Source organism: Staphylococcus simulans, assembly GCF_002902285.1.
Taxonomy (GTDB): domain Bacteria; phylum Bacillota; class Bacilli; order Staphylococcales; family Staphylococcaceae; genus Staphylococcus; species Staphylococcus simulans.
Genome location: NZ_PPRU01000056.1, coordinates 13059 through 36149 on the forward strand (window position 1 = coordinate 13059; position 23091 = coordinate 36149).

Consider the following 23091-nt stretch of genomic DNA (forward strand, 5'->3'; position numbering starts at 1 on the left):
CTCCTTAGTCATTCTCATTAATACGTTCTTCTTTCACTAATTCATACATGCCTTTCGCATTCTCTTTCGACGCATGTTCGCTTAATCCAGTGACACGAATTGTAATCACACGTTGTCCGAAACGAATGACGATTTCATCACCGATTTTGACATCCGTACCTGCTTTAGCTGTGTTGTTATTCACTTGAACACGGCCTTGGTCACTGACTTCTTTCGCAAGTGTACGGCGTTTGATTAAACGAGATACTTTTAGATATTTGTCTAATCTCACGTTATTCCCCTTCTTTCTTTTCCAACAAAGCTTTTAATTCCGCTTCACTATAGTCTTTATTTTTGACTTCATCATACAACGTCATAAAATGGTCTGCAAATACTTTCTCAAATTTCACACGCGGCGTTTTGCCTTCTTTCGCTTTTGCTTCTGACCAAATACCTTTTAAGTCTTCGATATTTTCTGCTTTTGCGTCCGCAAACACATGCGGATGACGTCGAATCATTTTATCATTTAAACTTTCAATCACTTCAGTGATATCAATATAACCTTCTTTTTTGCCGATAGCCGCATGCAACAGCACTTGCAACAAGATATCGCCCAGTTCTTCAATCATATGCCAGTCATCTTCATGATCGATGGCTTCAAATAATTCAAATGTCTCTTCTAAAAGATAACGTTTCAATGTTTCGTGTGTTTGTACTTTATCCCAAGGGCAACCTTTATCATCATCTACTAACGTATCAATCACTTTAACCGCATAATCAAAATCACCATGCATTAAAGTTTCATCTTCAATACGCGGAATAAAGACGCTTGTTAAATTACTGAAGATATCATGACGATCTAATTCGTATAGAGGCGTCTCAATTAATGTCGCTCCTGTGTTACGGGCGCCATCTACAATATAAACGCTATAATCATCAGGATAACGCTCCATCAATGTCAGCTTTAAATCTCCTGCTGTCATTGCGCTATACACTTGCGTGATCAACGTATGCGTACGGATATTCAGCTGTTCTGCTTTTAAAGCTGTTCCATCTAGTAAAGTGAAGCCTTCATTTGGGTCCACTTGTACCGCTTCAAACACATCATCAATGAAACTTTTACCGCCAAGCACTTTCACTTCAACCTCTGGATGTGACTGCGCATAGGCTGTCAGCAACGCTGTTGTCGTTTCAGCCACACGCGGATGACCTGGCACCACATAAACGACATTTTCTTGTTGTGCCGCTTCAATTAATTGATCAACAATCGCTTGGTACACTGCTTCAAACGCATCATGTGCTTCATATACTGGGTCAAAACTTGACCACTCTAATTGCGGTACTTCTGTTTTTAGCGCCTCAACCACAGGATGATCTAGTGTACGTGCATAAATATGAGTTTGCTGGGTCAAATAGCGGTAAATCCCTAAAGGCAATTCATCTAAACCATAGTTGCCTAAACCTACAATTGTAATGGTATGACTCATCATTTTCGTCCTTTCTTCAAACGGTATAATTTATCTCCGAACGGCATATGCTGCAATTCACGATAAGTTAATAAATTCAATGTCGCAATCGCGATAATAACCACCGCAACACCAACGAGCGCCGCAAGCAGTAATTCTACCATACCTGTTAAACGCCCTTCTGTCGGTGTCATCCACATAATCAGCTGTACTGCCGCAGTCATCGCAACGACTGTCACAAGCAGCTTCGAGACAAAATTACGCATGTGACGCAAGCGATAGAATTGTAACGTTCGCCACTGCAAGATAAACGCAAACAAACATAATGACAGTACCGTACTGACACTTGCCCCGATAATACCGATGTTCGGAATCAATACAAAATTCATTATTAATTTTATAACTGCACCTAAGCCGAAAGCAATCAGAATCAAACGAGATTGTCTGCGTACTTCTAACAAAGCAATATTCACCATAATCAACGAAACACAAATGACCGTCAACATATAAATAACGAGCGTAGCGGTTAAGACATCATTTTTAAAGAACACACGGTTCATTAAAGGCAATAAATTCATTAATCCTGCGCCCGCCGCAACACTGATAGTCATCGTAATCTTCAACGTCGCATCCGCATATCGGTTCATACGTTCAAAGCGTTGTTCCGCAAACGCATTGGTTAATAAAGGAATCAACACAAAACAAAATGTTGTCGTCACAATTAAACCGATTTGAATAAAAGATGCGCCACGGTCATAAGTCCCTTTTTGCACAATCGCTTCTTTAAACGATAAGCCATAATACTGCAGGGTGCGAATCACTGAGAAACTGTCCATCAATTGCCACGTCGTCACAATAAGGTGACTCGCTGAAAAGATAATAATCGCTGCAGTCAAACGTTGCCATACGACTTTAGTCATCTCATCTTCACGCAAGGCAAACTCAAATTGAAACGGTCGTTTCACACTTAAGAAGATAGTAGCCGCTAAGAAGCCTAAAGCTGAAGCTAAGATGGCCCAAGTTCCTACTCGATAAATCGACCAATCCAACTGAACAAACACTACAATCAACACCAAGATAATACCGACACGCACAATTTGTTCAATGACTTGTGAAAAAGCCGGCGCATCCATTTGTTGACGTGATTGGAAGCTGCCACGCAAGACACCTAAACAACCGACGACCAAGAAACTGCAACTCGCCATACGGATCATCGGTGTCAGATGCATATCACCCATCAGATGAGCAATGACAGGTGCCAAAATGAAGATCAACGCAAATAAGATGAAACATACACCTTGTATACCAATCATGACATGACTGATTTTACGATGCGTCCAATGTGCACCGAAGTTTTGCGTCACTGCACTCGGTATCGCATTCATCGATAAAATCGTCGCAAGCGACAAAAATGGATATACTTGTTGGTACGCATATAGCCCCGCATCACCGAGTACGTTTTGGTATGGAACACGATATATCGCACTCAGTATTTTGACCATCACTAACGCCAAAGTCAGAATGACGACACCGCTGAAGGCTGATTTACGCTTCATCTGGAATGACCATACTTTCTTCTAAAGCTTTCATCAAGAATTTCAAGCGGTCAAACCACGCACCTGCTTTTTTATTTTTCATAAGTGTCACAGTCATCGCACCTTCAGACACACCAACTTTCATATCTCTGCCAAGCGGCAACGTCTGTTTAAAGAGTGCTTCACCATTGATATCTTCTGTTCCTTTTTCAGATAGATAAATTTCAATCGCTTTGCCTGTATCTTTAATTCGCGTTACGCCGACATGTAGGGCATGAATACGGATTTCAACGATGTCTAATAGACGTTCTACTTCAACCGGATAATCGTTGAAGCGGTCGATAAGTTCATCTTTGATATCCATTAACTCATTTTCAGTTTCAATCTGACGTAATTTCTTATAGATTTCAATTTTCGATTGTTCATTCGGTATATAAGATGTCGGCAAGTACGCATCAATATTCAATTCAATTTCAATTTCTGGTGTTTCACTTTCTTGTTTAATACCACGTTTTTCATTAACCGCTTCTTCAAGCATTTGTGAATACAAGTCGAAGCCGACAGAATCGATAAAGCCGTGTTGTTGTTTCCCTAATAAATTACCGGCACCACGGATATTCAAGTCACGCATCGCTATTTTGAAACCACTGCCGAGTTCAGTAAATTCTTTGATCGCTTGCAGGCGTTCTTCTGCAGTTTCTGACAATACTTTGTTTGTCGGATGTAAGAAGTAAGCATAACCAACACGAGAAGAACGACCCACACGTCCACGCAATTGATAGAGTTGGCTCAGACCGAAGCGATCTGCTTCTTCAATAATCAACGTGTTCGCATTCGGCACATCGACACCTGTTTCAATAATTGTCGTCGTCACTAAAATATCGTATTCGCCATTGACGAAACCAATCATCGTATCTTCTAGTTCACGTTCTGTCATACGGCCATGTGCCACTCCAATGGTCGCATCTGGCATCAACATTTGAAGCTGTTCTCTCTTTTCGTAGATGGATTGTACACGGTTGTATAGATAGAACGCTTGACCGCCACGCGCAAGTTCACGCTCCAAAGCTTCTTTGATAAAGTTCGTGTTTTGTTCTAACACGTAAGTTTGGACTGGGAAGCGGTTTTCTGGTGGTGTTTCAATCACAGACAGGTCACGTACCCCTAACATACTCATATGGAGTGTTCTTGGGATCGGTGTAGCTGTTAAAGTTAAAACATCCACATTCGTTTTCAGTGTTTTAATTCGTTCTTTATGACGAACACCAAAGCGTTGTTCTTCATCGACAACTAATAGACCTAAATCTTTATACTTCACATCTTTTGCGAGTAATTTATGTGTACCCACCACGATGTCGATGGTACCGTCTTTTAAACCTTGTTTCGTTTCTTTGATTTCTTTAGGTGTACGGAAGCGGCTCATCAATTGAATATTTACCGGGAAATCTTGCATACGTTCCAACAACGTTTCATAGTGCTGTTGCGCTAGAATAGTCGTTGGTACTAAGAAAGCGACTTGTTTCCCTTCCATGACTGCTTTGAAAGCTGCACGTAATGCCACTTCGGTTTTACCGTAACCGACATCACCACATAACAAGCGGTCCATTGGACGTTCTTTCTCCATGTCTTCTTTGATTTCATCAATAGATTTGGCTTGGTCCGCTGTTAAATCATAAGGGAAGTCCATTTCGAATTCGTGTTGTTGTTCTGTATCCGGTCCGAATTGATGCCCTTCTGCCATCTCACGCTCACGATACAGTTCAATAAGTTCATCCGCAATATCTTCAACACTCTGTTGAACTTTGGCTTTGGTTTTCTTCCACTCTGTACCGCCAAGTTTATTTAATTTAGGCGTTTTATCTTCTGATGCCACATATTTTTGAACTTGATCCATTTGATCAACCGGCACAAAGAGTTGGTCTGTTCCCTTGTATTGAATTTTAATATAGTCTCGGTGTACATCACCGACTTCAAGCGTTTCAACGCCTAAATAACGCCCTACACCATGGTGCACATGAACAACATAATCGCCGACTTTCAAGTCTTGATAAGATTTGATGCGTTCTGCGTTAGTCATCGTCGGTGTACGTTTCTTCGCTTTTTTCTGTTTAGATTTAAACAACTCGCGTTCTGTCACGACCGCAAGCGACATATAAGGCAACTCAAAGCCTTCAGATAGACTGCCTTCGACAATAACTGCGTGTCCACCTTGAATATTCGCACTCGCACCCGCTTCTACAATCGGAATATGCATTTCATTCATCATGGCTTTGACACGTTCTTTTTTCGTTTCTGTTTCGACTAGTACCACAACCGTATAACCGTTATTGATATAACGTTGGAATTCAGAACGCATAATGTCATATTGGCCATAGAATTGTTGGACAGGTTTACTTGAGAATTTGATAATGTGATCTAATTTCACTGGCATACTTGCGGTAAACAGTGTGAAATAAGTGATGTTACGTGTTTTAATCAAGTTTTCAAAGGCATCATCGTCTAAGAAATATTGACCGATAAACCCTTTACCGCTTTCAATCAACTGCTGCATAAAGTCATTGACTTCAGACATCAATGTTTCTTCTGTATCTTTGACACGGTTATATTCATCAACGACGATGATCGCATTATTACTGATGTAATCGACCAATGTCGCAGGTTGTTCGTACATAAAAGCGACCAATCTACGAATCACTTGGTGGTCAATAAAGTTCGTATCAAATTGTAAGAAGCTTTCATACGTATCTTTGACATCTTGACGTACAGCTTTTTCAATTTTAGGACGTGTTGTTTCATAAGCCGTTTTAAGTTCTGTTTTAATACGTTTCAAGACGTCCTCTGTGATGATATAGTCACTTGCTGAAGTGATATGAACATCGTCTTGGTTTGCTTCTGAACGTTGGCTTTCCACATCAAATTGACGAATTGAATCCACTTCAGTATCGAAAAGTTCAATACGTACAGGTTCACCAATCAATGGATAAATGTCAATGATGCCCCCACGAACTGAGAATTCACCGATATGTGACACGACACTTTCTCTGCGATAACCCATATTAACGAGTTTGTTGAAGAATGCATCGACATCAATGTCATCTCCGACTTTCAAAGTGATTTGGTGGTTTTGCCACATCTCTACAGGCGTCTGTAGTTTTTTTAGGCCGTTCAAAGGTATGATAAAGAACCCTCGCTGGCCTTGTGCTAAGGCAGTAAGGGTGCGCACACGTTCGCTCATCAACTGCGGACTTTGTGTGGAGAATTCTTCAGTCATGATGTCTTGAAGCGGATATTTGTATATGTCTTCTGCGTCGATATACTGTTGTAAGTCTGCTTCTAATTTATCTGCTTGGTATAAGTTATTTGTCACCACGACCATCGGGCGATTTGAAGACAGATATTTTTCTGCCATTACTGTCGCTTTCGCTGCACCGGATAAGCCAGTGACTAAGACATTTTCATGTCCAAATACATCGTTTAACTCTTCATATCGTTTATCTTTATTTAAATAATCTGTAATTATTGATTTCACTTAGCCTCACCATTATATTCATTCATCACATGGTCGAAACGCGAACTCGCGATAAAATCTTCCACCGCATGTGCAGAATGTTCTATTACTTTTTGCATTGTTTCCATTTCTTGTTTTGAGAATTTCTGCAAGACATAATCTGGTACAGACATACCGTTGGTCGGTCTTCCGATACCGATACGGATACGTTTGAATTGATCTGTACCAAGATGTTGAATAATCGATTTCATACCATTATGACCGCCGGCACTGCCCTTTTGACGTAAACGGACTTGTCCTTGTGCTAAATCCAAATCATCATAGAGCACTAATAAGTCTTCAACATCTACATTATAGTAATCCATTAACGGACCGACAGCTTCTCCTGATAAGTTCATCAAAGTCATCGGTTCAATGAATAATACTTTGTCACCTGCGACACGTTCAATCGTATATGCGCCACGGAATTTTTGTTTATCTAACTTTAATTGATTAGATTCCAATAAATAATCTATTACTTCAAACCCGATATTATGTCTGGTTTGTTCAAATCGTTTACCGATATTGCCTAATCCGACAATACACTTCATGCTTTTCTGCCTCCATCTCTTCTTTTCTTTTGATTTGGCATCGGTCATCTACACCGATGTCTATGTATCGCTTTATTCCCTATATTAACACAAATCAGGATAAACCCTGACACGTAAAGCATGTAATATGACGCAATAAAAAAAGCCGATCACACAAAAATGTGAACGGCACAAATATAAGAAAAAATTATTCTTCTTCTTCGTCTTCTTTGTTTTCTCCAACAACTTCTGGTTCTGGAGTATCAGCGTCGCCTGCTTCAACTTCTTGGATTTCTTCTTCGCTTGGTCCTTGAGTTGGAGGTGTTACAGTTACAACTGTATCTTCAGGGTCGTTTTCGATTGTGAAGTCGCCTGTTACTTTCAAGTCTTGAACTGCGATAGTGTCACCGATTTCTAATTCAGTGATATCTGCTTCAAGATATTCAGGAATGTTATCTGGAGTTGCAGTAACTTCAACGTAGAATAACGGTTGGTCAACTACGCCGCCTTCTTTAGCGCCTACTGCTTCACCAACTAAGTGTACAGGTACTTCAACAGTACGTTCTTCAGTCATGTTGATTGCTAAGAAGTCGATGTGTGTAACTTGGTTTTTAAGTGGGTCGTATTGGTAGTCAGCTACCATTACTTTGATTGTTTTAGAACCTACACCTAAGTCAATAACACCGTTACGTCCAACTTCACGGATAACTTTGATGAATTCTACTTCATCAACTTTAACTGATACGTTTTTTTGGCCGTAACCATACATAACTGCTGGTACTTTACCTGAGTTTCTGATTGCTGTTAAATCAGAACGTCTTTGTTTACCTTGACGGATAATAGACTTTAATGAAGCCATTTCCTTTTTCCACCTTTCGTATATGAGATATCAGATCGTTGCTTATAATAAGCGTTCAATAGTCAATCTCTCCGGCACTTGCCCATCGGTTGTTTGACCGCTTGCAAGTGTTTGATATGTTCGTTACAGAAAGTCACGAACGGAATTATTATACACATTTTTACAAATTACGTCAACTGCTCATTTGATTTAATACCGTGAAAATGAAAAAACTGCAGCCAAAGACTGCAGTTTTAATCATTAGTCGAATAATACACTCACTGATTCTCTTTCGTAAACACGAACGATTGCTTGAGCAATTAATCCAGCAATTGATAATTCAGTTGTGTTTTCTGGTTTGCGACCATCGTCAAGGCGGATTGAGTTTGTCACAATCAATTCTTTGATTGCTGAGTTTTCAATACGTTCTTTCGCTGGTCCAGAAAGTACAGCGTGTGAACAACAAGCATAAACTTCTTTAGCACCTTTGTCTTTCAACGCTTGTGCTGCTAATGTGATTGTTCCAGCTGTGTCGATAATGTCGTCAATGATAATTGCAGTACGTCCATCAATATCACCTACGATATTCATAACTTCTGCAACGTTTGGTTTTGGACGACGTTTGTCGATAATTGCGATTGGTGTTTTCAAAATGTCTGCTAATTTACGTGCGCGTGTCACGCCGCCGTGGTCTGGTGAAACCACAACTGTTTCTTCTGGGTCGATATCAGGATTGCTCTTGAAGTATTCCGCAAGAATCGGTACACCCATTAAGTGATCGATTGGAATATCGAAGAATCCTTGAATTTGTGGTGCGTGCAAGTCTAAAGCGATCATACGGTCTGCGCCTGCTACTTGAATCAAGTTAGCAACTAATTTCGCAGTAATCGGCTCACGGCTGCGTGCTTTACGGTCTTGACGTGCATAACCATAATAAGGAACCACAATGTTAATTGTTGCCGCAGAAGCACGTTTACATGCATCTATCATAATCAACAGTTCCATTAAATGTACGTTAACTGGATAAGATGTAGGTTGGATAATGAAGACGTCGCAACCTCGGATACTTTCTTCAATATTGATTTGGATTTCGCCGTCACTGAAACGTTTTACCGAACATTTCCCTAATTCAATTCCAATGTTATCCGCTACTTCACGTGCAAGCGGCTCATTTCCTTTCAACGAGAAAATCTTTAAAGATGAATTTTTATATTCATTAGCTAACATTTATAGTCCTCCATTTATTTGCATTCATGCGTCGTTCAGGTCGAACTGATACATAACATCCTATTTAATTTTACTGAATTGGACAAGATACATCAATAGTTGTTAGTCGTTATTTTTATTTAAATAGCCTGGTTTTGTTGTTTGTCTTGCGCGTGCAAGGGCTAAACTGTCATTTGGAATATCGTCTGTAATCGTTGAGCCAGCGGCGATTAAGACACCATCACCGACTGTTACAGGTGCAACTAGATTTGTGTTGCAACCGATAAATGAATCTTTTCCGATAATTGTTTTAAATTTATTTTTACCATCGTAATTGACTGTAATCGAACCACAACCGACATTCGTACGTTCGCCGATTTCAGCATCTCCGATGTAACTTAAGTGCGATACTTTCGCACCATCTTTAAGTTCTGCTTTCTTCACTTCGACAAAGTTGCCGACTTTCACTTCATTACCTAAATGTGCGTTTGGTCTTAATTGTGCGAATGGACCTACTGTTGTATCATCGCCGACTGTCGCATCATTGACCACTGATTGTTTAATTGTCGTACGATTACCGATAGTACTGTTATTAACATCTGAGTATTGACCGATAACTGTATCTTCACCGATGACAGTGCCTTTACCTAAATGCACACCTGGTTCAATAATTGTATCCATACCAATTTGTACATCGGCTTCAATATACGTTGAAGCTGGATCAATTAAAGTGACACCATTACGCATATGATACTCATTCACTCGTTCACGATAAGCCGCTTCTGCTTTACTTAACGCAACACGGTCGTTCACTCCCATAATTTCATCAAAGTCATCTGTACGATAAGCGTCTGCGATTTTACCCGCTTCAAGCGCTAACGTAATGACATCTGGTAAATAATATTCACCTTGTGCATTATCGTTTTTAACTTTTTCTAATAACTCGAATAATAAAACATTATCGAATGCGAAAATACCTGTACTGATTTCATCGATTTCGCGTTCAGCTTCTGTCGCATCTTTTTGTTCTACAATTTTAGCCAAACGGCCATCTTGATCTCTGACAATACGACCATATCCGAATGGATTGTCAGCTGTCGCAGACAGCACTGTAACACCTGCTTGTTGTGCTTCATGGTAATCTGCCAAAGCTTTTAATGTTTCAGGTGTGATAAGCGGAGTATCGCCGCACACGACCAACGTTGTGCCTTCTTTACCTTTCAATTCATCAGCTGCCATTTTCACAGCGTGCGCTGTACCTAATTGTTCCTCTTGGAAACTATAAGATGATTGACTTCCTAAAGTTTCTTTCACACTTTCAGCACCGTGTCCGACGATTGTGACAATTTCATCTGTTCCTGCTTGTTTCACGCTGTCGACCACATGCTCAATCATACTTTTGCCCGCTACTTTATGTAGCACTTTGTAAAGTTTCGATTTCATTCTGGTACCTTTACCAGCTGCTAATACTACCGCATATCTCTGCATGACTGCGAACCCTCCAATAATTTTACACTTCGTTATTATTATAAATTAAGGTAAGTTGCACTTTCAAGACTCACCCTTACATCCGTTTGAGGAGATAAGCTGAACAAGTCCGTTTTATCATAGCATATCTTTTTAATATTTTACACAATATTGTTCGTCGATAAAAAAGACTCGTGTATTCAAGTTATCCAGCCCATCAAATGGTATAAAAAAACCTCGATCACATGACCGAGGGTTTAAAAGTTACATTTCTATCTTTAAGCTTTTAATTAAGCTTCTTCGTTATCATTATCTTCTGATTCTGATGGTTTCGCATTCTTATCTGGAATGACTTCATCAGTTTCATCATATACTTTCATCACTGCATCTTGAATTTCTTGTCTCATATCTGAATTAATCGGATGCGCGATGTCACGGAATTCACCATCTGGTGTGCGTTTGCTCGGCATTGCGACGAATAGACCTGAGTTGCCTTCAATTACACGCAAATCATGGACTACGAATGCGTCGTCTAGTGTGATTGACACTAGTGCTTTCATTCTTCCATCAGTTTGTATTTTTCTAAGTCTTACATCTGTCACTTTCATGTAGTGAGCCCCCCTAGTATATCTCTCTATTGTCTTATAGAAGCTTACAATATTTAATTAAAAATTATTTTCCTTTAACTTGAGCGATAACCTCAATCTCAACCTTTACGTCTTTTGGCAGACGCGCAACTTCCACACAGCTTCTTGCTGGTTTATGCGCATCGAAGTATAAGCCGTAAACTTCGTTGATTTCTTGGAAATCGTTCATATCTTTAATAAAGATATTTGCTTTAATCACTGAATCCATATCGGCACCCGCTTCTTGTAAAACCGCTTTAAGGTTTTCAAGTACTTGACGCGTTTGTACCTGTACTTCATCACTGACAAGTTCATTAAATTCATTTAGTGGAATCTGTCCTGAAGTGTAAACCAAATCATTCACGACAACTGCGTGTGAATAAGGGCCTAAAGCTTCAGGCGCTTTATTACTGTGAATCGTCTTCATGTTGTTGACCGCTCCTTTATGAGAATTTAGATAAAACATTGCCTTGTTCGACTTTAAAGTCCTGATTGTATTCATCTACATCAGACAGTCTTACCAAGGAAGTATAATCTTCAATCAATCTTTGTTTGACTTCTTTAGATTCTACAAGTACTGATACCCCCTTGACATGCGCTTTAAACTCATTCATTAAATTCATCACGCCATTTATCGAGCCGCCCGCGCGCATAAAGTCATCGACAATTAATACATTCGAATTTTCTTTTAATGTGCGTTTCGACAAGACCATTGTTTCGATCTTGCGCGAAGAACCCGATACATAGTTGATAGAGACTGTAGAACCCTCAGTTACTTTATTATCCTTTCGAATAACAACTACTGGTAAATTTAATACATTTGCTACGGCATTGGCAAGAGATATCCCTTTTGTCGCAATCGTCACAATCGCATCTAAGTCTTCATCCATATAAATTGTCGCAATCAAACGTCCAACTTTATTCAACAATTCTGGATTGCCCATCAAGTCGGATAGGAATAAATATCCACCTGGCAATAAGCGCTCTTTTTCTTGAAGATGTACAATCACTTCATCAATCACTTGTTCTGCTTCTTCTTTGCTCATTGTCGGACGATATGTCACACCACCGCTTGCACCTGCAGTCGTAATCACTGTACCCAGCTTTTCTTTATGCAAGGTTTCGCGAACAATGTGGATGTCCTCACTGATTGATGATTTCGCTTGTTTAAATTTCTTCACAAAATGCGTCAATGGTATCAACTTGTTTGGATGGCTCATCAAATAATGAGTCATATACACAATGCGTTCGCTTCGTTTATAACGCAAGAGAATCCTTCCTTTCTTAACCTAGTAATCTGACTAAATAAACCTCGTTACAGCACCCGTGAACCGCGTTATATATGTTTTGTGCTTGCTTATAATGTTTCGCTAAGCTATATACCGTCGGGCCGCTGCCGCTCATCAACGCGCCATCTGCACCACTGTTAAGCATATTTTGTTTCAGCTTTTGAATGTCTGGATGCATGTCCATGGAAATCGCTTCTAAGCTATTAGATAACGATGCACAGATTTGCTTATAATCTCCGTCTTCAATTGCTTTGATACATGCATCTGATTGTGTCGCTTGCTGCGGTGTTTCTTCAATACGCAACGCTTGAAACACACAAGGTGTTGAAATGCCGACGTTTGGCTTTGCGATGACTACCCAAGCTTTCGGTGGGCGTTTCAACAAGCGTACTTTTTCACCATGTCCTGTACATACCGCTGTTTTGCTGTAAATACAAAAAGGCACATCGGAACCGACCTGACTTGCCAAACGACTTAAATCATCTAAGGACAAACCAAGTTCAAATAACCGATTCATTGCACGCATTGTGGCTGCTGCATCAGCAGAACCACCGCCAAGGCCTGCTGACACTGGAATTTCCTTTTCCAGTACAATCGTCACACCTTGTTGGATTTGATATGTTTCTTTCATCAGCATTGCTGCTTTATACGCTAAATTCTTCGCGTTTTCAGGCACAAAATTATAATCCACTTGTACAACAACACGTTGATCTTCACGCTTTTCAACAGTAACGCGGTCATTCAAGTCCACCGTTGTCATTACCATTTCAACTTCATGAAACCCATCATTTCTTTTATAAAGTGCATCTAAAGTGAAGTTAATTTTGGCAGGTGCCTTTTCATATATCATCTTACCGCCCACCTTTACTGTTAAATTTGCTTTAGTTCAGAAATGTCTGCTTCGCCTATCAGGCGACGAGAGAGGTTCCCTCTTCTTTCACAGCATTAAAATGACGTTCATCATTTGCATTAGTGTTATTATAACACGAACATTACCATATATCACAGTGCTTAATGTTATGAAAATGAAAAAGTTTTAACTAAGTTGCGAAGATGTTTTATATTCACGCTTCGTAAAGAGATACTTGCTGTTACTCAACTTCATACCTATGCATACAAATTTAAAATTTACATAGGAATTCCAATTTTCGATTCACAAAGCAACCCGCACCATTACACAGCAAATAGCAAAACCACTACCACAAACTTAAAATTCTGTATAATGGCTAGCGCAATCTGTACAAGTATTCAGAAGACCTTTGAGATCTGAAGGTCCTCAAACCTAAAATAAAGCAAAATAAAAAAGAGGAATCCTGATTCAGGATTCCTCTTTTTTATACGAAGCATATAGCTTCAATGTTATGATATTCTAGTGTGCAACTGCATCCTGGTGATTTTCATCCACAAACGAAACTTGGACGTTTTCTGTCAACACATCAGTGTATGTATAAGATACACGTTCAAAGTTGTGTTTATCTTGGTCTAATTCAACAACGAATACCGCTGGATATGTTTCTGATAACACGCCGCAACGTTCGATTGTTTTTTTACGACCACCATTTGCTTTAAGTACAATACGGTTTCCTAAATGACACTCAAGTGCATTTTTGATTTCCCAAATTGATTTTGGCATATTGCTCCACCTCGCTACAAATTGTATTATAACACATTTATAGCGATTCAGTCAAATAAAATTTAAATTTTAACAATCGACGGGCAGCATGTCAATATTTTAAAACTCTAATTCCGGGAAATTTTTCAAGTTAGTGTACAAATTCGCAAATTCTTTAATAGATAATGTTTCTCCACGACGTCTTGGATCAACTCCACTCTCATCTAGCCAAGTTTTAATCTTGTCTTTCAGTTTTTTACCATCGAAAAATAAGCTTTGATAATTATTTGCGATTGTTTTTCGACGTTGGCTGAATGCTGCTTTTGTCATTTTAAAGAAGCGATCTTCATCGTCTACAGAGACAATCGGTTCAGTACGTTTCATCAGTTTAACCACAATCGAATCTACATTCGGAGGTGGCATAAAGACTGTTTTAGGCACAGTCAGTACTTTAGATGTTTCAGTATAATACTGCGCCACAATCGATAATGAACCATAAGCTTTCGTGCCGACAGCCGCATTTAAGCGTTCTCCGACTTCTTTCTGCATCATCACCACATAGCCATCAATCGGTAAAGACTGAGACATCAAGTTCAATAAAATAGGTGTCGTTATATAATACGGTAAGTTCGCAACGACCATAATCTTATCGCTGTCTGAAAAATGTGTTTGCACTGCATCTACCACATTTGCTTTTAAAATGTCTTCATTAATCACAGTCACATTGTCATAATCTGACAAAGTATCATCTAAAACAGGAATCAAGCGTTGGTCAATTTCAAATGCTACGACTTTTTTCGCATGTTTCGCTAATTGTTCTGTTAAAGACCCCATACCAGGACCGACTTCAATAACACCCGTTGTTTCGTCAATGTTGCTCGCTTCGATAATTTTATGAATAATATTCACATCAATTAAGAAGTTTTGACCTAAACTCTTCTTAAAATCGAATTGATATTTATCTAACAAGGCACGCGTACGTGTCGGTGTTGCTATATCTTTTTTCATCACTTACGTTTCACTTCCTTTATCTTCATTCAAAGCAGCTCTGACATCTGCTTCTGTATAACCAAACGCATTTAATTTCTTTAAAAGTTGTTTGCCGTTGGAATGACCAATATGTAATTTACGCCCTAATACTTCTCGTTTATGACGCGCATCAGGCCCGACAATTAAACCTAAATCAATCAAAACAGCTTTGCTGATAGATTCCATGCCTTCTTCAAAGGGCGAAGATACATGCATTAACGCTTCTCTGATGGCTTCAAATGAGGCATGTTCCACCCCGATTTTACCACGTTTATTTTTCGCTTGTTCACGATCAATATACGCATGTTTCACACCTGGTACATGATCACGAATCGTATTTCGAATTTTATCACCCGGGAAATCTGGGTCTGTTAAAACAATTACACCTCTTGTTTCTTGCGCATATCGAATCACACCTAACGTTTCTGCATTAATGGCACTGCCATTTGTTTCTATCGTATCGCACTCTACTGCACGTTTAACACGCTCTGTATCATCGCGGCCTTCTACCACAATAAACTCATTTATTTTCATCGCTTTCGTCACCTTTCACAGTGTTAACTTTAATACTATACCATATCTGTCAGCATGAAAAATAAAACATCGTCACGTTATATCGTATCTTGTTTAATTATATATTTTGACGTCCAAAGCCGAAATCTTTATTATTTACATTAAGATGGAAAACAACATGCGCTAACATGTTATCACTCTGGGCCCGTTAAAAAGAGATGGCGAATGTTATAGCTATTCAACCAAAGTTGGATGGTTATTTTTTATGCCTTTATTTCCTTTGTTGACTACTCACAAGGATTAAACCTATCATCGTCAAGAAGACCATAAGCATTCATAATCACTCATCGTGTATCCTCTCTGGAGTTGTGCATCATAGACATCAGCCCTTTGAATGGATTAGCCACCATCTATCCAACTTGCTTGAAAAGGTTACAATATGAACAGAGCTTATATTCTTATATAAAAATATGATTTTAATATCATAAAAATGATACATTCAAACATGACGAAAGCGCCCTTCTGATGTAGAACGGCGCTTTCTCTTTATATTATTGATTTAAGTTAAATAATCTTTCCGCATTTTCAGTCGTTTGTTTTGCAACTTCTTCGTAACTGATACCGCGTAATTCTGCGATTTGTTCCGCAACTAATGTCACGCGCATCGGTTCGTTACGTTTACCTCTATAAGGGTGCGGTGATAAATAAGGTGCATCTGTTTCTACTAATAGACGATCTAATGGCACATGTTTTGCGACTTCTTTAGGCTGTTTCGCATTTTTGAAAGTGACAGGTCCGCCTAATGAAATATAGAAGCCGAGTTTATTAATCACGACATCTGCGATTTCAGGTGAACCGCTGAAACTATGCATAATACCGCCAACTTCTTCTGCGTGTTCCTCCATTAGAATATCCACACAATCTTGTGTCGCTTCACGATTATGAATGACAATCGGCAAGTTCACACGTTTTGCGAGTGCGATTTGTTTACGGAACACTTCTTTTTGAACATCTTTTGGTGATTTATCCCAGTGATAGTCTAAGCCCATTTCACCGATGCCGATCACTTTAGGGTGCTCGGCTAATTTTTCAATCCATTGTTCACGTTCTTCTGTGTAATCAATCGCATCCACTGGATGCCAACCAATAATCGCATATAAGAAATCATATTGTTCCACAAGTTCCATCGCACGTTCAATCGTTGGTGTATCAAATCCAACGACAAACATGCGATCGACACCTGCGTTTCTTGCACGGTCGATGACTTCTTGTAAATCTTCATCATATTGTTCTGCGTTTAAATGTACATGTGTATCAATTAACATGATGTGTACTCCTTTCATTACTGCTTTTCTCAGTGTTCATACACTATGATTATACCCATTCTTTCTATGAAACATTTCAAAGTATGATTTAGCGTCAAAGAAGCGGCTCAAACAGCATTCGCTGCAAGCCGCTTGTCTTGATTGTTCAATTATTTAATCACTGCACCGTTAGGAATCGCATTCGGCAAGCTGACCAGTGTTAAGACACCGTCTTTTTCTGCTGATAGAATCATACCTTCTGATTTACGGCCCATTAATTTTGCTGGTTTCAAGTTCGTCACAACTGCGACTTTTTTACCGATAATATCATCAGGTTCATAGAATTTTGCGATACCTGAAACGATTTGGCGTTGTTCTTCGCCTAAATCTACTTGAATTTTTAAGAGTTTATCTGATTTCTTCACATTTTCTGCATCCATTACTGTTGCAGCTTTGATTTCAACTTTATCGAAATCTTTAATTGTGATTTGAGGTTTCGCGTCTTCTTGTGCTTCCTCTTTTGTTTCTTCTTTTGCTTCTTCAGCTTGTGGTGCTGAACCTTGCATTGAGTCTTTAATAAATGCCACTTCTGCTTCTGTATCTAAACGAGGGAAAATCGGTTTAGGTTTTTCAGTTACTGTAATCGGTTCAGTTAATGCACCATATGAATTTAAGCTGTCTAGTTCATATAGTTCAGGACTATTGATGTGTAATTGCGCAAAGATTTCACGTGGTGCGTGTGTTAAGAATGGGCGTAATAAGACAGCTGCGAAGCGGATATTTTCCACTAAGTGTGCCATCACGTTGCCAAGCATTTCTCTTTGGCTGTCATCTTTAGCTAAAATCCATGGTGTTGTTTCATCAATATATTTATTCGTACGGCTGATGAACTTCCATACTGTTGAAAGTGCAACAGAGAACTGTAAGTTTTCCATATTTTGATGGTATTCTTTGACTGTATCTAATGCGAATTGTTCCATCTCAGCATCTAAGTCATGTTTTGGTCCTTCATACGCAGGCAACTCGCCGCCGAAGTATTTGTTGATCATCGCAATCGTACGGTTGACTAAGTTACCTAAGTCATTGGCTAAATCAAAGTTTGTACGGTCAACGAACGCTTCTGGTGTGAAGACACCGTCAGAACCAAATGGTAATTCTCGCATTAAGTAGTAACGTGTCGCATCTAAGCCATAACGATCGATTAATACGTTCGGATCTACGACGTTACCTTTAGATTTACTCATTTTACCGTCTCTCATTAAAATCCAACCGTGTGCGAAGACGCGTTTTGGAAGCGGTAAGTCTAGCGCCATTAATAAGATCGGCCACACGATAGAGTGGAAACGCACAATTTCTTTCGCCATTAAGTGTAAATCAGCCGGCCAATATTTTTGGAATAGGCTATCATCATCTGATAAATAACCAAGAGCTGAAATATAGTTCACCAACGCATCAATCCATACGTAAACAACGTGTTTAGGATTAGACGGTACTTGTACGCCCCAATCAAATGTCGTACGTGAGACAGCCAAGTCTGTTAATCCTGGTTTAATAAAGTTGTTAATCATTTCGTTCTTACGAGAAGGAGGTTGAATGAATTCAGGGTTCGCATCATAGAATTCTAATAAGCGATCCGCATATTTAGAAATATTGAAGAAGTAACTTTCTTCTTTAACTAATTCTACTTCATGTCCAGAATCTGGGCTTTTACCACCAATAATATTGCCATCATTATCGTATTCTGGATCATCAAGTTGAGATTCTGTATAGTAAGTTTCATCCGGTACAGAATACCAGCCTTCATATTCACCAAGGTAAATATCACCTTGTGCTAATAGACGTTCAAAGACTTTCTCTACAACTTCTTTGTGACGTTTTTCAGTTGTTCTGATAAAGTCATCATTTGAAATCTCTAATTTTTCCCATAACGCTTTAATACCTTTAATCATGTCATCTAGGTATTCTAATTCTGTAAGGCCAGCTTTATGTGCCTTTTCTTGAATTTTTTGGCCATGTTCGTCTGTACCTGTCAAATAACGTACATCATAGCCTTGCATGCGTTTGTAGCGCGCAATGACGTCGCCTGCTACAGTTGAATAGGCATGCCCAATGTGTAATTTACCACTCGGGTAATAAATAGGTGTTGTTATATAAAATGTATCTTTCGCCATTCCATGCTCCTCCTTGTATCTTACATAATTAATATATCTAAATTCAGTATTGATTTCAATGCAGAGTCCCCGTCATGACAGTCTCAGAAACACACTCAACATGACTTCTAACGCAAAATAAGTCCTTGTACTCTTCATATAAGTTCGACTGATTTGATTCCATATGTATATATTGTAACAATTCTAATGAACGGTGCATATAGAGACGATGTTGATTATGTAAAATTGACATAAAAATAAAAAGAAACTCACAAATGTTTATTTATGAGCCAAAACGATTTGATGTAGTTTTTTCTTGGTTAGTGATTATTAATAGGAAATAAGCTGACTATATCACCTATTATCTGCACTAAACGTATTCATTTGATTTATTATTCCTTAATCAACCCCTTGTATTGATAAAAGCAACAGAACCCGAGAAAGCGTTCTGTTGCTGAGAAATTAAGTAAATAATCTTATAATCGCAAACGTCACACTGACCACTGTAACGATGATTGCGATATTTAATAATTTTCCGCCTTGTTCTTGTTGGTATTTTTTGTATTTCGCACTACAAATAATACTTCCAACTCCAAAGATTGGCATAATTAATGAGAGGACAATAAAAACCCAAGCCCAAACTTTTAATGTTTTTCCTGCTTCTTTCACTTTTTCTGCCATGTTGTTGCGCTCCTTATATGTTTATTCTCCTGCTTTTTAGGAACAGGACACACCTATCTACTCATTTAGGAATACACACGTGTGTCCGTTCCTATGAAGCAGTTATTTCACTCTTTTCAGTGAACCTTGTGCGTCTTTTTTGTAATGCAACTCATGTTTTTGATCTTTGAATTCATACTTCACTACTACTTGGTCGACGTCATCATTTCCAGAGAAAGGCATGGATGACATGCTGCCGATGAGTTTAGTCGGGAGGTCTACGTCTTCGTTGAAGTGAAACGGCACAGTCAATATTTTATCTTTCTTATCATAAACAACATTTTTATGATCAATTCCAAATATTTTTACAGCTTCTAACTTTCTATCAGCCTTATGCAAATCATTTTTTACAGAACCAGGAAGAGGATCCCCCTTCGCGCAACCCATTACGATAACCATCAATAGGCATAAACTCATCAAACAAATTTTCTACATAGTTTACTCCTTCGGTTTAAATTGTTAAATAATGATTGAATAGAAGATTAACAAAACCAACGTTCCTAACGGTCTGAGTGTGATAAACGAAAATTTTCTTCTTCTAACTGCTAATACAATATCAATAACCAAATAAATAATAACCATTAAAAATAGGATAAGACCTATTGTGAAAATACCGCCTGCTAAATCATCTTTTAAAACAGGTGTTAACTTTAATTTAATCGCAATCATACAAACAATAGAGATAATTGCTGAAATAATACCTTTATACTTAGATGAAGCAAGATTAATTTGAATACTTTCAATGTCTTCATACTGTTCCTTAGTTACTGAATGTTCTGAGAGAGGATCCAAACTTCTTAGCTTCACTTTATAAGGACGTGTCCAAAACGATTTAATCGCCATCCATCCGTATACCACTACACTTATATTGAGCACAAGTATGTAATTCTGTAATGAACTAAAACTAGAATCTACAAAGAAGAATGTAATCAAAAAGATTAACGCAGATATACCATAGGCAACCCATTGCAGTAATTTAATTCCTTCCGCATACATTACCGAAGTAATATACACCACGTAATACAAACCTGCCATTAAAATTAATAATAAATATGTCATATGTTTTCTCCTACATTTCCATAACCTTTACTTTCAACATCTCACCTTGCCAATACTCAGGTTCAACTGAAAATTCTACCTTTGCCAAATTAGGCATGATTAGAACATCTAATTCTATAATGCTTTTACTTCTTTTTTTATTGGCAGGACTTAATTTTAGAATTTATTTTTTGAAGAAAGAATTTACTTCTGCCAGTTTATAATTCTTCGAAATCAGAATATGAAGTTTTAAAAATAAAACATTTAAAAATGATTGTTTACCATTAGAACATGAATCAACTAATATTTTATATTATATATTGGTATTACTCTTTTAAATCATATTTTTTCCTGTACTCCATTTCCGCTTTGATATATTCATTAAAAATAATGATACATGTTGCATTAATAGAAAGTATAGTAAAGTTAGTAACATTTATTAAAAAGCTATTATCCCAAACATTTGGAACCAAAATGAACTCTACTATTTTTTGAGCATAAACTATCCATGACAATAATTGCACGCTGATTATCCAAATAAATTTTCTATTGTTTCTTTCTTTTCTCGTTTTTCCTTTGTATTTATCAGGATGCCTCAAAAAAAGTAAAATACTCCCTATATGAGCAAAATAACTTAATACCATAGCAGATATACCAATAATCCATATTCCATACAAATTATAACCTTGATGGGATGCAATTATATAAAATGCGTTATAGAGTACAAAGGTAAAATTATAAAATGATAACACACATACACCTGTACTAATTCTTAATTTTTTTTGGAAGCTTTCATAATTTTTAGGTTGCTTTTTTATAAAAATAGGCAACAAGCTAATTAAACAAATTAGTATTTCTATTCCTGTTACAATTTTAAGATGATTAGGTAATCCTGCAATTTTGGGACCACCATATAAATACGGCACAAAACTAAACAATAAAAATCCTAAAGCAAATAAAGCTACAATTTGAGAAACTGGTGTTCTTAATTTTCTATACAAATCTTCCATCGTTTCCATCCATCCTTATTTAAAATATGCTACCAAGCTTTTGCCAAATCCACCTGCCAAAGCACTACCAACTTTGAATGTAAGAAAAAGGCATAACCAATATACTGCCGATAAGTTTGGGCAGGGGTTCTACGTCTTCGTTGAACTGAAGCGATCATGTCAATTTTTTATCTTTCTCATCATAAACAACCTATTTATGTTCAATCTCAAATATTCTTATAGATTCAAACTTTCTATTAGCCTTATGCAAATCATTTTTACAAACCCAAGAAGAGAATTACCCTTTAAAATTAGCAATAAATATATCATATGTTTTTTCCTACATTTCCATTACCTTTACTTTGATATCAACCTAACTCATGTCATCCATTTCGTGAATAACGTGATAATACGGTGATACAAGTTGAAATTGATATTTTTCGCAAAACCTTCAATTTCAGCTAAAACTTCTTTTTCTTCAGTTTCATATTGATTGATCTTTAATCGCCCTTCTAACATCTGATCAATATAAAGAACGTTCTAAATTCTAAGTCATCACTGGTCACAAATTGTGTATAAGTCGCCATCATTAAAGTAACATTCACTCGGTTATCTTTCATAAACCGTGTGTACACAAAAATTAATAATCCTTTCTTATTCAATCCATAACTCATCATAAGTTCTACAAAGTGTTTCGTGCATTTTCCCAGTTCCAACACGTTATAATCTAAATATTCTTTTCAAACTACAGGTCTATACATCATCTGCGAATCACTCACCTCTTTCATTCTAATTTGCACAGATTTCATATAATATAGTTAATATATACAACAGTTACATCTAGTTGGAATAACTCAATCATTTTTCATTTCACTATTTATATTATGTTCTTTTTCATAATCTAGCTTAGCATTCACAACCCCCAAAAAATCACAAATGTGAAAACGTTCGATATTAGTATTAAAAAATTAGTTGCGTTTATTATGAATTTGTTATCTTTCGCGTTTGGAATAGTTAAAAACTCAATGATCTTTTGAATATATACACACCATGAAATAATTTGGATTGATGTAACCCAAATTATTTTTTGATTATTTCTATCTCTTCTTGTTTCACCTTTGTATCGATCTGGATGTCTAAAAAACAACAGTATGCTAGAGACATTAGCTATATAACTTATTAACATAAATGTTATTCCTACAACTCAGCAACCAAATAATTTATAATTATTTAATTTCCCAACAATAAAGTAT

General features: G+C 37.8%; 21 protein-coding genes and 1 pseudogene. All 22 read right to left on the reverse strand.

Annotation, left to right across the window (positions count from 1 at the left end; translation table 11 throughout):
- Positions 1-4 precede the first annotated feature (4 nt).
- On the reverse strand, positions 5-271 hold the full coding sequence (locus CD112_RS12195; protein WP_002481921.1) for an RNA-binding S4 domain-containing protein: 267 nt from the start codon (positions 269-271) through the stop codon (positions 5-7).
- Position 272: 1 nt separating this feature from the next.
- Entirely contained in the window at positions 273-1466 is a 1194-nt protein-coding gene (locus CD112_RS12200; RefSeq protein ID WP_060804579.1) for a MazG nucleotide pyrophosphohydrolase domain-containing protein, read from the reverse strand.
- Positions 1466-3001, reverse strand: a complete 1536-nt coding sequence (locus CD112_RS12205) for a polysaccharide biosynthesis protein (protein WP_061054919.1) — start codon at positions 2999-3001, stop codon at positions 1466-1468. Before CD112_RS12205 ends, CD112_RS12200 begins: the two co-directional genes overlap by 1 nt.
- Positions 2991-6500 carry a transcription-repair coupling factor gene (mfd, locus tag CD112_RS12210; protein ID WP_373364864.1) on the reverse strand — a complete coding sequence of 1170 codons (3510 nt, stop codon included), beginning with the start codon at positions 6498-6500 and terminating at the stop codon, positions 2991-2993. Before mfd ends, CD112_RS12205 begins: the two co-directional genes overlap by 11 nt.
- A 5-nt stretch (positions 6501-6505) precedes the next feature.
- A complete protein-coding gene (gene pth, locus CD112_RS12215; RefSeq protein ID WP_002481917.1) occupies positions 6506-7078 on the reverse strand; it encodes an aminoacyl-tRNA hydrolase in 573 nt (190 codons plus the stop codon).
- Positions 7079-7265: 187 nt separating this feature from the next.
- A complete protein-coding gene (locus CD112_RS12220) occupies positions 7266-7916 on the reverse strand; it encodes a 50S ribosomal protein L25/general stress protein Ctc (protein ID WP_002481916.1) in 651 nt (216 codons plus the stop codon).
- Positions 7917-8156: 240 nt separating this feature from the next.
- Positions 8157-9122 carry a ribose-phosphate diphosphokinase gene (locus CD112_RS12225; protein WP_002481915.1) on the reverse strand — a complete coding sequence of 322 codons (966 nt, stop codon included), beginning with the start codon at positions 9120-9122 and terminating at the stop codon, positions 8157-8159.
- A gap of 102 nt (positions 9123-9224) precedes the next feature.
- Positions 9225-10589 carry a bifunctional UDP-N-acetylglucosamine diphosphorylase/glucosamine-1-phosphate N-acetyltransferase GlmU gene (glmU, locus tag CD112_RS12230; RefSeq protein WP_002481914.1) on the reverse strand — a complete coding sequence of 455 codons (1365 nt, stop codon included), beginning with the start codon at positions 10587-10589 and terminating at the stop codon, positions 9225-9227.
- Positions 10590-10858: 269 nt separating this feature from the next.
- Positions 10859-11176, reverse strand: a complete 318-nt coding sequence (spoVG, locus tag CD112_RS12235) for a septation regulator SpoVG (RefSeq protein ID WP_002481913.1) — start codon at positions 11174-11176, stop codon at positions 10859-10861.
- A gap of 64 nt (positions 11177-11240) precedes the next feature.
- Positions 11241-11621 carry a RidA family protein gene (locus tag CD112_RS12240; RefSeq protein ID WP_002481912.1) on the reverse strand — a complete coding sequence of 127 codons (381 nt, stop codon included), beginning with the start codon at positions 11619-11621 and terminating at the stop codon, positions 11241-11243.
- A 16-nt stretch (positions 11622-11637) separates the two neighbouring features.
- A complete protein-coding gene (purR, locus tag CD112_RS12245; RefSeq protein WP_002481911.1) occupies positions 11638-12462 on the reverse strand; it encodes a pur operon repressor in 825 nt (274 codons plus the stop codon).
- A 16-nt stretch (positions 12463-12478) separates the two neighbouring features.
- Positions 12479-13333 (reverse strand): 4-(cytidine 5'-diphospho)-2-C-methyl-D-erythritol kinase, encoded by an 855-nt coding sequence (ispE, locus tag CD112_RS12250; RefSeq protein WP_023016276.1) that lies wholly within the window; start codon positions 13331-13333, stop codon positions 12479-12481.
- Between the two features lie 519 nt (positions 13334-13852).
- Positions 13853-14116 carry a biofilm formation stimulator Veg gene (veg, locus tag CD112_RS12255; protein WP_002481909.1) on the reverse strand — a complete coding sequence of 88 codons (264 nt, stop codon included), beginning with the start codon at positions 14114-14116 and terminating at the stop codon, positions 13853-13855.
- 99 nt (positions 14117-14215) lie between these two features.
- The gene (rsmA, locus tag CD112_RS12260) at positions 14216-15103 is read right to left on the reverse strand and encodes a 16S rRNA (adenine(1518)-N(6)/adenine(1519)-N(6))-dimethyltransferase RsmA (RefSeq protein WP_162496174.1); all 888 of its coding nucleotides are present in this window, start codon (positions 15101-15103) and stop codon (positions 14216-14218) included.
- Positions 15104-15106: 3 nt separating this feature from the next.
- Positions 15107-15658, reverse strand: a complete 552-nt coding sequence (gene rnmV / locus CD112_RS12265; protein ID WP_061054923.1) for a ribonuclease M5 — start codon at positions 15656-15658, stop codon at positions 15107-15109.
- 530 nt (positions 15659-16188) lie between these two features.
- Complete coding sequence (locus CD112_RS12270; RefSeq protein WP_061054924.1) at positions 16189-16962, reverse strand: TatD family hydrolase; 774 nt, start codon at positions 16960-16962, stop codon at positions 16189-16191.
- Between the two features lie 149 nt (positions 16963-17111).
- A complete protein-coding gene (gene metG / locus CD112_RS12275; RefSeq protein WP_257243559.1) occupies positions 17112-19145 on the reverse strand; it encodes a methionine--tRNA ligase in 2034 nt (677 codons plus the stop codon).
- A 408-nt stretch (positions 19146-19553) separates the two neighbouring features.
- Positions 19554-19772 (reverse strand): hypothetical protein, encoded by a 219-nt coding sequence (locus tag CD112_RS12280; protein WP_002481904.1) that lies wholly within the window; start codon positions 19770-19772, stop codon positions 19554-19556.
- A 102-nt stretch (positions 19773-19874) separates the two neighbouring features.
- Positions 19875-20198, reverse strand: coding sequence for a hypothetical protein (locus CD112_RS12285; protein WP_231911549.1), 324 nt, complete (start codon positions 20196-20198; stop codon positions 19875-19877).
- A 72-nt stretch (positions 20199-20270) separates the two neighbouring features.
- The gene (locus tag CD112_RS12290; protein ID WP_061054925.1) at positions 20271-20870 is read right to left on the reverse strand and encodes a DUF5080 family protein; all 600 of its coding nucleotides are present in this window, start codon (positions 20868-20870) and stop codon (positions 20271-20273) included.
- Between the two features lie 305 nt (positions 20871-21175).
- Positions 21176-21868, reverse strand: coding sequence for a DUF5079 family protein (locus CD112_RS12295; protein ID WP_081600409.1), 693 nt, complete (start codon positions 21866-21868; stop codon positions 21176-21178).
- Between the two features lie 482 nt (positions 21869-22350).
- Positions 22351-22566 (reverse strand): annotated as a pseudogene (locus CD112_RS13890) (hypothetical protein); the annotation flags it as partial.
- Between the last annotated feature and the right edge of the window lie 525 nt (positions 22567-23091).